This window comes from Actinobacillus delphinicola (assembly GCF_900638385.1).
Taxonomy (GTDB): domain Bacteria; phylum Pseudomonadota; class Gammaproteobacteria; order Enterobacterales; family Pasteurellaceae; genus Actinobacillus_C; species Actinobacillus_C delphinicola.
The window spans coordinates 1,767,085-1,779,669 of the sequence record NZ_LR134510.1 but is presented as its reverse complement, the minus strand read 5'-3'; the positions used below and the strand labels follow the sequence as shown (position 1 = coordinate 1,779,669).

At 36.4% G+C, this 12,585-nt stretch carries 10 protein-coding genes; 4 read left to right on the top strand and 6 right to left on the bottom strand.

The window, feature by feature from the left end; all coding sequences use genetic code 11:
* The first annotated feature begins 16 nt into the window (after positions 1 to 16).
* Positions 17 to 1,510, top strand: a complete 1,494-nt coding sequence (mltF, locus tag EL259_RS08325) for a membrane-bound lytic murein transglycosylase MltF (protein WP_232019047.1) — start codon at positions 17 to 19, stop codon at positions 1,508 to 1,510.
* Between the two features lie 200 nt (positions 1,511 to 1,710).
* Here the strand turns inward: mltF and sixA are convergent, their stop codons facing one another.
* Genes sixA through folP form a run of 3 tightly spaced genes read right to left on the bottom strand, consistent with a single transcriptional unit; the run spans position 1,711 to position 4,406 of the window.
* Entirely contained in the window at positions 1,711 to 2,175 is a 465-nt protein-coding gene (gene sixA, locus EL259_RS08320; protein ID WP_126600693.1) for a phosphohistidine phosphatase SixA, read from the bottom strand.
* Positions 2,176 to 2,220: 45 nt separating this feature from the next.
* Positions 2,221 to 3,555 carry a phosphoglucosamine mutase gene (gene glmM, locus EL259_RS08315; protein WP_126600691.1) on the bottom strand — a complete coding sequence of 445 codons (1,335 nt, stop codon included), beginning with the start codon at positions 3,553 to 3,555 and terminating at the stop codon, positions 2,221 to 2,223.
* A 23-nt stretch (positions 3,556 to 3,578) separates the two neighbouring features.
* A complete protein-coding gene (folP, locus tag EL259_RS08310) occupies positions 3,579 to 4,406 on the bottom strand; it encodes a dihydropteroate synthase (protein ID WP_126600689.1) in 828 nt (275 codons plus the stop codon).
* A gap of 181 nt (positions 4,407 to 4,587) precedes the next feature.
* Between folP and cdd the strand changes: the two genes are divergently transcribed.
* On the top strand, positions 4,588 to 5,496 hold the full coding sequence (gene cdd, locus EL259_RS08305; RefSeq protein WP_126600687.1) for a cytidine deaminase: 909 nt from the start codon (positions 4,588 to 4,590) through the stop codon (positions 5,494 to 5,496).
* A 43-nt stretch (positions 5,497 to 5,539) separates the two neighbouring features.
* Here cdd and EL259_RS08300 read toward each other — a convergent pair whose 3' ends face one another.
* Positions 5,540 to 6,034, bottom strand: coding sequence for a DUF2726 domain-containing protein (locus EL259_RS08300; RefSeq protein ID WP_126600685.1), 495 nt, complete (start codon positions 6,032 to 6,034; stop codon positions 5,540 to 5,542).
* Between the two features lie 798 nt (positions 6,035 to 6,832).
* On the opposite strand from EL259_RS08300, the gene putP reads away from it, so the two are divergent.
* Positions 6,833 to 8,323 carry a sodium/proline symporter PutP gene (gene putP, locus EL259_RS08295; RefSeq protein ID WP_126600684.1) on the top strand — a complete coding sequence of 497 codons (1,491 nt, stop codon included), beginning with the start codon at positions 6,833 to 6,835 and terminating at the stop codon, positions 8,321 to 8,323.
* 170 nt (positions 8,324 to 8,493) lie between these two features.
* Here the strand turns inward: putP and EL259_RS08290 are convergent, their stop codons facing one another.
* Together EL259_RS08290 and metG are read right to left on the bottom strand one after the other, a co-directional pair.
* A complete protein-coding gene (locus tag EL259_RS08290) occupies positions 8,494 to 8,985 on the bottom strand; it encodes an NlpC/P60 family protein (RefSeq protein WP_126600682.1) in 492 nt (163 codons plus the stop codon).
* A gap of 150 nt (positions 8,986 to 9,135) precedes the next feature.
* Positions 9,136 to 11,184: a methionine--tRNA ligase gene (metG, locus tag EL259_RS08285; RefSeq protein WP_126600680.1), complete on the bottom strand. Its 2,049-nt coding sequence runs from the start codon at positions 11,182 to 11,184 to the stop codon at positions 9,136 to 9,138.
* Positions 11,185 to 11,411: 227 nt separating this feature from the next.
* Here metG and apbC point away from each other — a divergent pair, with 227 nt between their 5' ends.
* Positions 11,412 to 12,536: an iron-sulfur cluster carrier protein ApbC gene (gene apbC / locus EL259_RS08280; RefSeq protein ID WP_126600679.1), complete on the top strand. Its 1,125-nt coding sequence runs from the start codon at positions 11,412 to 11,414 to the stop codon at positions 12,534 to 12,536.
* Positions 12,537 to 12,585 lie beyond the last annotated feature (49 nt).

Genomic DNA, 12,585 nt, shown 5'->3' with positions numbered 1-12,585 from the left:
TAGAGGAGTATCTGTATTGAAAAAAGGTATCATCTACCTTATTGTCTTTATGACAGCATTATTACTATGGGCAATGGATATGGTCTTTTATGAAGGCGATACACGTCCTACGAAAACATCTGATGCTTTACCAAGTAGTTATAATAGAGTAAAAAAAGATGACTTATTAAGAGTAGGAGTGGTTGCCAATCCCGTATCCTATTTTATTACCTCTAAAGGTGCAACTGGACTTGAATATGATTTAAGTCATGCGTTTGCAAAATATTTAGGGGTAAAAATAAATATTACTGAATATCCAACAAGAGAAGCGTTATTTCATGCATTATCTGAACACGATATTGATATTGCTGCATCAAATTTGTTATTTGATCCGAACAAAACTGCATTATATCAGCTAGGTCCTGCATATTATTCTGCCTCTTGGCAGTTGGTTTATCATAAAGGGACGTTACGTCCCAAAAATTTAAATGATTTAAAGGGTACCTTAGTGGTATCTAAAGGTTCTGGATTAAATGGATTACTCTTAGAACTAAAAGATCAATATCCCAATTTAACTTGGCAAATAGAAGATAAGACAGAAGAAGAATTATTGATAAATGTAGCAAGCCGTAAAATTCCTTATACTATTGCAAATTCTATTCTTGTTGCTACTAAACAGTCTATTCGCCCTGATATTGCCATTGCATTTGATGTCGCAGACGAAACAACCGTGCATTGGTATTTAGCGAAAAGTGATAAATTTGATCTCCAAGCAAAATTATTAGACTTCATGAATAAAGCAATGGAAGATGGCACCATTGCTAATTTAGAAGAAAAATACGTTAGTCATTTAAAAGAATTTAATTACATTGATAGCCGAACATATGTTGATGCAATCAAGAATATTTTGCCAAAATATAAACCATTTTTTGAAGAATATCGTGGTAATTTAGATTGGCGATTACTTGCCGCGGTTGCTTATCAGGAATCGCATTGGAATCCATTAGCCACATCACCAACTGGTGTGCGTGGTATTATGATGTTGACAAAAAATACCGCAGAAGCAATGAATGTTCCCGATCGACTTGATGCAAAACAGAGTATTCGAGGCGGTGCAGACTATCTCAATTTTCTGGTACAAAAAATGCCGGCTGAAATAAAAGAAGATCAACGTATTTGGTATGCCCTGGTTGCTTACAATATGGGGTTAGGGCATTTGTTTGATGCACTACAATTGACGAAAGATTTGGGCGGAAACCCCTATAATTGGTTGGACGTTAAAAATAACCTACCTTTATTAGGTAGAAGAGAGTATTATAGTAAATTAAAATATGGACATGCCAGCGGTATCCAAGCATTCCAGTATGTAGAAAATATTAGACGTTATCTTCATATTTTAAATAACTATTACCGTGTTAAAGCAAGTGAGGACGGAGAAGGGAATTTGCTACATGAAGAAGAGCAAGTATCACCACCGCCTCCGCCAGAATCTCAACCAGCAGAAGAAGCAGCCAGCAAGTCAGGCATGTGATAATTAGAGGACTGATTATGAAAAGAAGAAGACAAACCAACCTAAAAACAAAAGTATTACATCGTATTCATCGTCGGCTTCTTCGAATAAAACATGTTCGTGATACACGCAGAATGATCGGCTACAGAAGAACAGTTCATTTTATTTTAGAAAGTGACGACTAATAAAAAAACCGCAATTTATGCGGTTTTTTATTTGCATTACGGGCAACAATGTTTAGTAAATAAACTTCCTGTTTTTCCATTCCAATTTATGCCGACCAGCGTTGCTGGCTCAAAGCTTTGATATCCGCTATTTTGTGTTAAATTTGTTACTAATTCACCGACAAGAGGAATATGGGAAATAATCAAAATATTATGCAAACCCTCATCTTTCAGTACATTTAAATAATCAACAACCTGTGTACTATCGCCTAATGGAGTGAGATTTTTATCAACTTCCATTTTATTAGATAAGATCCCTTGATAAACTGAATTTATTACTGTAAAGGTATCTAGTGTACGTTGATATGGGCTAACTAGCACTTTATCAAATTTAATTGCATTGATAAGCAACCATTTTCCTTGATCAGTTACTTGAACCTTACCGATATCTGCTAAGGCACGTTCTTCGTCGCTGTTAGCAAAAATTTCAGCTTGCCCATGACGCATAATAAAAATATTCATTCTACACCTTAAACTCCATAAATTTACCCTAAAAGCAGGGCGTGATTACGCTTTTTTAATTACGTTTGCAATTTTTTCAGCGTAAGTTTGTGCTTTTTCCGCATCTTCACATTCAACCATAACACGGATAAGCGGTTCTGTACCTGATTTACGTAAAAGGATACGTCCAGTGTTCCCGAGCAATGTTTCAACTTCTTGAGCGACGGCTTTTACAGCTTCAGATTCGAGAGGGCTTTCGCCACCTTCAAAACGAACATTGATAAGCACTTGCGGATAAAGTTGAACGGCTTTGGTTAATTCATTTAACGAAAGTTTATGTTGGGCCATTGCACGCAATACTTGAAGAGAAGCAATAATGCCATCACCAGTCGTATTTTTATTGGCAATAATAATATGTCCAGAATTCTCACCGCCTAAAATCCAGTCATGAGCTTGCATTTTTTCTAATACGTAGCGGTCACCAACTTTTGCACGAACAAATGGAATCGCTAATTCTTTTAGTGCGATTTCTAAACGCATATTACTCATTAATGTGCCGACAACGCCTCCTTTTAATTTACCGCTACGTAACATCTCACGAGCAATAATGAAAAGGATTTGGTCACCATCCACTTTGTTACCTAAGTGGTCAACCATAATAAGACGATCGCCATCGCCATCATAAGCTAAACCCACATCAGCTTTGGTTTCTAATACTTTCTGTTGTAAAGCACGAATATCTGTCGCACCGCATTGCGCATTAATATTTACGCCATCTGGTGAAGTGCCGATTTCGATCACTTCAGCACCAAGTTCACGCATAACATTCGGTGCAATATGATAAGTCGCACCATTTGCACAATCTACGACCATTTTAAAACCGTCTAGGCTTAAATCAGCAGGGAAGGTGCTTTTACAAAATTCAATGTAACGTCCTGCAGCATCGTTAATACGACTTGCTTTACCAAGTTCTGCTGATGGTACGCAATCCATTGGTTGCTCGAGCATTTCTTCGATCGCTAATTCCACTTCGTCAGGTAATTTTGTTCCTTGTGTGGAAAAGAATTTAATTCCGTTATCATCAAAAGGGTTGTGAGAGGCTGAAATAACGATACCCGCTTCTGCACGGAAGGTGTGTGTTAAATAAGCAATAGCAGGCGTTGGCATAGGACCAGTAAATGCAGCTGAAACACCTGCAGCAGCTAAACCAGCTTCTAGAGCGGATTCCAACATATAACCAGAAATACGCGTATCTTTACCAATTAAGACTTTTTTAGACCCCGAATTTGCAAGAACTTTACCTGCAGCCCAACCTAATTTAAGTACGAAATCTGGTGTAATCGGCGCTTTACCGACTTTACCACGGACACCATCGGTACCAAAATATTGACGTTCTTTCATTTATAATCCTTATTTTATAAGTTTTAAGCGTTTAACATTGCTTGCCAAATTTGTAATGCATCCTGTGTCGCAGCGACATCATGAACACGTAAAATTTTTGCACCTTGTTGGGCAGCTAATAAAGCAGCCGTTACGCTACCTACCAAACGATCTTCAACAGATTTATTAAGTTGTTGACCAATCATAGATTTACGAGAAATACCGATGAGTAAAGGGTAGGGTAATTGTGCAAAAAAATGAGTATTTTTAAGAAGTTGATAATTATGAGAAAGTGATTTACCAAAGCCAAAGCCGAGATCCCATAAAATATGTTCAGGCTTAACACCTGCTTGTTGCGCGATTTTTGTTCTATCTAAAAGAAAAGTTAGTACCTCTTCTACAACATTTTTATAATACGGGGCGGTTTGCATAGTTCGAGGCTCACCTTGCATATGCATCAGACAAACGGGAAGATTAAGACTTACCGCTGTTTCAAGTGCATCTTTTTCACGCAAAGCACGAACATCATTAATTAAATCCATGCCGACTTTTGCAGCTTCACGCATAACAATTGCCTTAGAGGTATCAACCGAAATCCAACAGTCAAAACGTTGCGAAATAGCTTCAATAATTGGAATAACACGTTGTAATTCCTCTTGTTCTGTTACCGCTAATGCGCCTGGGCGTGTTGATTCGCCTCCGATATCAATAATACTTGCACCTTCTTGTAACATTTTTTCGACCTGAAAAAGGGCAGTATCAAATTTTAAAAATTTGCCCGCATCCGAAAAGGAATCAGGGGTAATATTTAAAATCCCCATGATTTTCGGAAAATTAAGATCGAGGACTTTATTTCTTGCATGAAGTTGCATAAAGAAAACCTACTTTTATATCAAATGTTGAACATTATAACGGAAAGCATTATAAAATAGAAAAATATTTACAAATAAATTTCATGACAAAGAAATAAAAAAATAACGCTAAATCAAGATTTTATTTAAAAAATAGCATATGATATAAACAATGTTTAATTAAATTAAAAAGGGTAAATTTATGAGTCATACTAACGAAGAACATATTTCAGACCGTTTGCAAAATGCATTAAAAGAATTACAAAATCCTGCATTAGCTCAAGATCTTTGGCATATTTTTAGAGAACAGCATTTTGACGGTTTTTTACCAGAATTTGTCGTAAGCCATTTATGTAAAAAATATCAAATGTCAAGCGAGGATCTTGCTTTAACGTTATTATCCATTGCCGCTTGTTACGCAAATCCAACCATTTCGCATTTTAGTGTTGGAGCGGTAGCTAAAGGGGAGTCAGGCAATTTTTATTTTGGTGCCAACCAAGAGTTTTGCGATAATCCGATAGCACAAACAATTCATGCAGAACAAAGTTCCATTTCACACGCTTGGATGCGAGGTGAAAAAAGTGTAACAGATGTTTTTGTAAATTACACACCGTGCGGTCATTGCCGACAATTTATGAATGAGCTCAATTCAGCATCACATCTTAAAATTCATTTACCAAATCAACCTATTCAAAATTTATATCATTATTTACCAAATGCGTTTGGTCCTAAAGATCTTAAAATCACGAATTTATTAATGGATAGAGAAGATAACGGTTTAAATCATGATACAAAATCTCCTATCATTTGGGCTGCACTTGAAGCTGCAAATCAAAGTCATGCACCATACTCAAAAACATATTGTGGCGTAGCATTACAGTTAGATAATCAGGAAATATTTAAAGGAAGCTATGCCGAAAATGCGGCATTTAATCCAAGCTTACCTGCATTACAAGTGGCGTTAAATCTTATTATTATGCGTGGTTATGAAATTGAAAATATTACTCGAGCAGTGATGATCGAACATCCAATTTCTTTATCATATCGCCGTAGCGGAAAAAATTTATTGAATTATCTAGGGAATGTAGAACTAGAGTATATCGAAGTATAATCATAAAACATGCGTACTTTAAATGGGTACGCATTTTTTTATTCTAATCCAAAATATCCTCAACCATACTTTTAAGATTTTGGCGCGTTAACTTAGTTAATTGTGTAACTGGAATACGTAAAGTTGGGATATTTTTTTCAGCAAAGAAATCATCTCGTTGACTGTCTTGTCCACGTGTTTTTGTATGAGTTGGACCATCAATTTCAACAATAAATAAATTATTCAGTTGCGTATCGCAAATCAGAAAATCCACACGTTTTTGATTAATTTTCCAAAGCAAAGGTTTATTTTTTCCATCTTCTTTAAATTTTGGTGTCACGATACACGAAAAAGGAATTTGCGGAAAAATATAGTATTGCGGGAAAGCTTGAGTAAATAACGTAAAAAAAATCTTTTCGCTGGGATTCATAATGGGAATGGTTTTATAAAGATTCGCATTAAACAAATATGATTTACGTTTCTTAGAAAAGAGTGCAACGATAAAAATAGCAAAAAGACAGAGCAGTCCGATACCGATCAGAGTTTTGTAAAATTCCATAATAAGTTTGCTAAAAAAAGAAAGGCAATGTAACACAATTAAAAATGAAATTCACTTATAGTATTCACGAATAAAAGAGAAAGAGAGTGTAAAGTTTTATAAACAAACGTAACAGAAGTGAAAGTTAAAAACAAATAACTAAAGCAATCAAAAACTTAGCATATTATCTTATTTAACATAATATACATTATACGAAGTTATAACCATTACATATTTATAAGAGGTTTTATAAGTTGGCTCATCAATATCAACGCATAAATAAAACACAGTGCAAATGCATTTACAGAAACAAACGATCAAAATGGCTAGCTAACTATTCAAATGCATGAATTTATGTAAGTAGATTAATTTATTATGTTTTTTATTTAATCATCCCTATATTTAGAATAAATTGCTATAACCCTTTATTCAAAAGCTATTCTCTCTTTCCTCATGTTGCATAATCTAAATTCTGGTAAGGTTAAATTCATCGCCTGTTCAATATTCTTATTTAAAAAATTTTTAAAGGATAATCTAAAACCTAAACACATCTATTCGGATAAAAAATTGCCCATATAAAATATAGTTATCTTCAGTATTAATATTGATTATAAGTAAGATTTTATATACAGTGATGAACATATCAGTCCTATTTTGTGACAATGTCACTTTTATAGATTTTCTTGCTAATATCTGATTAATATTAGATCTAATCGGTACCGTTTTTATTTGCACGACCGCCTTATCTATAAGATAATGGACCCCTTTTATAAATTTATTTACAGACAGGATTACACAGAATAATCACTGGGAGCATTCATGCAAATTTACATTACATTTAGTCTTTATTTGATTGTTATCTTGGGGATCGGAATTTACGCCTACCTATCCACAAATAACTTTGATGATTACATTTTAGGTGGGCGTAAAATGGGTGGCTTTGTGACAGCGATGTCTGCTGGCGCATCCGATATGTCAGGTTGGTTACTCATGGGTTTACCGGGCGCAATTTTTACATCTGGATTATCTCAGGCTTGGATTGCTGTAGGTTTAGTGCTTGGTGCCTATTTTAACTATCGCATTGTTGCGGGGCGCTTACGTATTTTCACGGAACATTATAATAATGCCCTCACCTTACCTGAATTCTTCGCACAACGTTTCCCGCATCAGAAAAAAGCATTAAAAATCATTTCATCTGCTATTATTCTTTTCTTCTTTACTATCTACTGCGCATCAGGCGTGGTTGCGGGTGCAAAATTATTCCAAAGCTTATTGCACATGGATTACAACGAAGCGTTATGGTTAGGTGCATTTGCAACGATTATTTACACCTTTATTGGTGGCTACCTTGCCGTTTCTTGGAGCGATACAATCCAAGCCTCACTTATGTTCTTCGCATTATTACTCGCTCCCATTATGGTGCTAATGAACTTAAGTTGGAACGACATCACTACAGCATTACATGCAAAAACCGCAATCACTCATATTCCATATGCAAACTGGCTACACGATGTATCTGGTATCGGTGTCATTTCAGCATTGGCTTGGGGGTTAGGTTACTTTGGTCAACCGCATATTCTGGCACGATTCATGGCGGCTGATTCTTTACAATCTTTAAAACAAGCACGTAAAATCGGGATTTCTTGGATGATTTTGTGCCTTGCAGGTGCGGTTTCTGTGGGTTACTTCGGGCTTGCTTACTTCACTGCTGAAGACATCCCACTCGCCCATCCTGAAGCGGTTTTCATTGAATTATCTAAATTATTATTCAACCCGTGGGTTGCTGGTGTCGTACTTTCTGCCATTTTAGCTGCGGTAATGAGTACCTTATCAGCACAACTTTTAATGTCATCTGCAGCCATTACCGAAGATTTTTATAAAGGCTTTTTACGTAAAAATGCCTCAAGTCGAGAACTTGTCTGGGTAGGTCGTGTGATGGTTTTAACCATTGCTGGTATTGCAATTTGGATTGCACAAAATCCAGATTCTAAAGTGATGGGCTTAGTATCTTATGCATGGGCAGGCTTCGGCGCAGCCTTTGGACCAATTATCATCATCTCATTATTTAACCGCCACATTAGTTCACGTGCTGCCCTTTGCGGAATGTTAGCGGGTGCCATTACAGTGGTGATTTGGAAACCATTAATGGCGTATTGGGGTTGGACAGATATGGCACAACTTTACGAAATCATCCCTGGTTTCTTAGCCTCGGCAACAATCGCGACTGCTTCTTCCCTTTTCCATCCCGTTGAGGAGGAAGTGATTAATAAATTTAATCAAGCGGTATCTGAATTTAAAAATAGCAAATAAAAAGCATTAAAATAACACGCCCTAATTTTCAGTAAAATTTATGAAAATTAGGGCTTTTTTATGTTAAATAGAAAGTGCATTTATGCGCATGCTTTAATTTAAATAATATAACTAACCGTAATAAGATAAATAAAGTAACTTATTAAATTGTCTATTTTTTAACTAAATTTTTAAGATTTCTTTGGGAAAATGATTCGGCGAGATTGTGTATAACGATTTTTAAAATACACATTATTCAATTCAGCGATCGTGATACCTTTCCGTGTTGAAGCGTGTACAAACCTTCCATTCCCCACATAAATTCCCACATGCGTATTTCGATTAAAGAAAATAAGATCGCCGATTTGAAGTTCTTTTTTCTCAACTGGTTTTCCAAGATTTTTTTGCTGACTTGTACTTCGTGGCAATCGCATTCCTAAATTATTCCGAAAAATAGTTTGCACAAAAGCCGAACAATCCATGCCTCGCCGTGATTCTCCGCCATAGCGATATGGTACGCCACGCCATTGTTGATACCCCTTCATAATTTGTGTACGCAAATTCATCTGTTGCTTTACGGATAATTCTGGTTCTGGCGGGATATCGGATGAACATCCCCAAAGACATGCTGATGCAGTCAAAGTCACAAATGCACTACGTAAAAACTGACTCACAAAATACATAAAACCTTCCCTAAAAGTTCATAATTTAATCAAATTACTCTAAAACTATACTTTATTCAATGCCTTATTGCGTTTTTCGTAATTTTACCGATAAAAAAGGGAATAACCTTACGATCATTCCCTTTTTCATTAATAAAGTTTCAGTTTCTATTAACCTACTCGACTACCCGCTTTGGCACCTTGGTCAACATCGAGAAGGAATAAGTTATCACCGCTTGCTGCGGATAAAATCATACCTTCAGAGATACCAAATTTCATTTTGCGTGGTGCAAGGTTTGCAACGAAAATTACATTGCGACCCACTAATTCTTCAGGGTTCGGATATGCTGCTTTGATGCCTGAGAAAATTTGACGAGTTTCACCGTTACCAACATCAAGGATAAATTTTAATAATTTTTTGCTTTCTGGTAACGCTTCACATTCTAAAACTTTACCGACACGCATGTCGATTTTCGCAAAATCATCAATCGTGATTTCTGGCTCGATTGGTTCGATTTGGGTATTTTCTTCCATTTTTACCTCTTTTTTCACTTTTGGAAGTTCTGCCGCATTGGCTTTTTTATTCGCTTCCATCATTTCTTCAATTTTTTTCACGTCTAAACGTTGGAATAATGCTTTAAATGGTGCGATTTGATGCGCCAATAATGGTGCATTTAAGTTATCCCACGTTAATTCATTTTGTAAAAACGCTTCACTACGTTTTGCTAATTCAGGCAATACAGGTTTTAAGTACCCCATTAATACACGGAATAATTCAATCCCCATTGAGCAAACTTGTTGTAATTGCTGCTCTGCCCCTTCTTGTTTTGCAATCACCCACGGTGCTTTATCGTCCACGTATTTATTCGCTTTATCACAAAGTGCCATCACTTCACGGATTGCTTTACTAAATTCACGTTTTTCATAGAGTTCTGCGATGATCGGCGCTTTTGCAGTAAATTCTGCGAATAATTCAGGATCTTCTAGCGTATCTGCGAGCATGCCATCAAAACGTTTTTGGATAAAACTTGCATTACGAGATGCTAAGTTTACTAATTTATTTACCACGTCAGTATTTACACGTTGTGCAAAATCTTCAAGATTCAAATCAATATCATCAATGCTGGGGCTTGATTTTGCTGCATAGTAATAACGTAAATATTCTGGATCTAAATGGTCTAAATAAGTTTTCGCTTGAATGAATGTACCGCGAGATTTAGACATTTTTTCACCATCAACAGTGACATAACCATGTACAAAAACGTTATTTGGTTTACGGAAATCCGCACCATCTAACATTGCTGGCCAGAATAAACTGTGGAAGTAAACGATATCTTTTCCAATGAAATGATAAAGTTCTGCCGCACTGTCTTTATGCCAAAATTCGTTAAAATCGATGTTAGGTTGTTTTTCACAAAGGTTTTTGAAGCTTGCGATATAACCAATCGGTGCATCTAACCAAACATAGAAATATTTGTTTTCTGTATCTGGAATTTTAAAGCCGAAATATGGTGCATCACGTGAGATATCCCATTGGTGCAAGCCACTTTCAAACCATTCTTGCATTTTATTTGCGACTTCGCTTTGCAACGTGCCAGACTGGATCCATTCTTGTAGCATGCCTTTAAATGCAGGCAAATCAAAGAAATAGTGTTCACTTTCTTTCATAACAGGCGTTGCACCAGACACGGCTGATTTTGGATTAATCAATTCCGCAGGGCTATAAGTTGCAGAGCAAACTTCGCAGTTATCGCCATATTGGTCTTCTGCTTTACATTTAGGGCAAGTCCCTTTTACAAAGCGATCGGGTAAGAACATTTGTTTTTCAGGATCAAAAAGCTGAGAAATGGTACGGCTTTTGATAAATCCTTTATTTTTCAAACGAAGATAAATCGCTTGTGCTAATTCTTTATTTTCTTCGCTGTGAGTTGAATGATAGTTATCAAAACTAATGTTAAAACCTTGGAAATCCACCATATGTTTTTGTTGAACTTCTGCGATAAGTTGTTCAGGCGTAATACCCATTTGATCCGCTTTTAACATAATTGGCGTACCGTGTGCATCGTCTGCACAAACAAAATAGGTTTGATTGCCACGCATACGTTGGAAACGCACCCAAATATCTGCTTGGATATGTTCTAACATATGACCTAAATGAATTGGACCATTCGCATAAGGTAATGCGCAGGTCACCAACATTTTTCTTGAGGTTTTATTCATTCGTTATCTCTCTTCTTAAAATAATGCGTAAAATTTATATACTTAAATCAAAAAGTATAAAATCCTCTCAATTTATAGCATTTTCATCAAATTTTAGCGGGAAATTTTAACGTAAAATATCTTTTTTTTCCATAACTTCCCTGCTTTTTAATTTTTAACTTAACACGTTGCCCATAGCGTGGTTAAATATAGCAACCAGAATAAAATAAAAAAGGAAAAAAGAAACGATGAGTATTATTTTTTCAGATAATTTGTCGCTAGATGTACAAAATCAACTCGCACAAAATTTACAAAATTTTCAACATCCTACATTAGAAAAAGATTTACTTAGTCTTAATGCCGTTAAAAAAATCACAAAATTCAATGACGAATTGCATATTGAATTAAAAATGCCATTCCCTTGGGAACTTGGATTAATTGCATTGGAAAGTGAATTGGATGACGTTTTCAAACAACTTACCGACACTCAAGCAATCCATTGGCATTTAAAAGCACAAGTTGCAACCATGAAACGTGCTAACCGTATGCCTGCTGTAAAAGGGGTAAAAAATATTATCGCAGTGACCTCTGGTAAAGGTGGCGTAGGTAAATCAACCGTTGCCGTGAATCTTGCCTTAGGTTTACAAGCATTGGGTGCTAAAGTGGGGATTTTGGATGCGGATATTTATGGTCCCTCTGTTCCGCTTATGTTGGGAAAACAAGATGAACGCCCAACTTCACCAGATAATAAACACATGACGCCTATCAGTGCTTATGGCGTATTAACTAACTCTGTCGGTTACCTCGTGCCAGCAGATAGCGCGACTGTATGGCGTGGTCCTGTAGCAAGTGGTGCGTTAGCGCAAATGCTTAATGAAACCCTTTGGGCTGAAAATGGTCGTGAATTGGATTATCTTGTGATCGATATGCCGCCGGGCACAGGGGATATTCAATTAACTCTCTCTCAACAAATTCCTGTAACAGGTGCAATCGTGGTAACCACACCGCAAGACGTGGCATTATTAGATGCAATCAAAGGCGTACATATGTTCCAAAAAGTATCAATTCCCGTGCTTGGTATCGTAGAAAATATGTCCGTTCATATTTGTTCTAACTGCGGTCATCACGAAAGCATTTTCGGTACAGGTGGCGCGGAAAAAATGGCAGAAAAATACCAATTAAACATTCTGGCTAAACTTCCTCTGCACATTCAATTACGCGAAGATATGGATAAAGGCACACCAAGTGTCGTGAGCCACCCTGAAGGTGAAATTGCTCAAGGTTTCCTTGAATTAGCACAACGTACTGCGGCTGAGCTTTACTGGCAAGGTTCTGTTATCCCTGATGAAATTCTTTTCACTGAAATTAAATAATCTTTAAATCAATCACGCCCCGATTTTCACATAAATTTTTACGAAAATC

What these genes read in the sequence shown, in the direction of transcription:
- putP (WP_126600684.1), top strand. Translation starts at nt 6,833, where the DNA reads ATGCAAATTTACATTACATTTAGTCTTTATTTGATTGTTATCTTGGGG.
- EL259_RS08300 (WP_126600685.1), bottom strand. Translation starts at nt 6,034, where the DNA reads ATGGAATTTTACAAAACTCTGATCGGTATCGGACTGCTCTGTCTTTTT.
- EL259_RS08290 (WP_126600682.1), bottom strand. Translation starts at nt 8,985, where the DNA reads ATGTATTTTGTGAGTCAGTTTTTACGTAGTGCATTTGTGACTTTGACT.
- sixA (WP_126600693.1), bottom strand. Translation starts at nt 2,175, where the DNA reads ATGAATATTTTTATTATGCGTCATGGGCAAGCTGAAATTTTTGCTAAC.
- folP (WP_126600689.1), bottom strand. Translation starts at nt 4,406, where the DNA reads ATGCAACTTCATGCAAGAAATAAAGTCCTCGATCTTAATTTTCCGAAA.
- glmM (WP_126600691.1), bottom strand. Translation starts at nt 3,555, where the DNA reads ATGAAAGAACGTCAATATTTTGGTACCGATGGTGTCCGTGGTAAAGTC.
- apbC (WP_126600679.1), top strand. Translation starts at nt 11,412, where the DNA reads ATGAGTATTATTTTTTCAGATAATTTGTCGCTAGATGTACAAAATCAA.
- cdd (WP_126600687.1), top strand. Translation starts at nt 4,588, where the DNA reads ATGAGTCATACTAACGAAGAACATATTTCAGACCGTTTGCAAAATGCA.
- metG (WP_126600680.1), bottom strand. Translation starts at nt 11,184, where the DNA reads ATGAATAAAACCTCAAGAAAAATGTTGGTGACCTGCGCATTACCTTAT.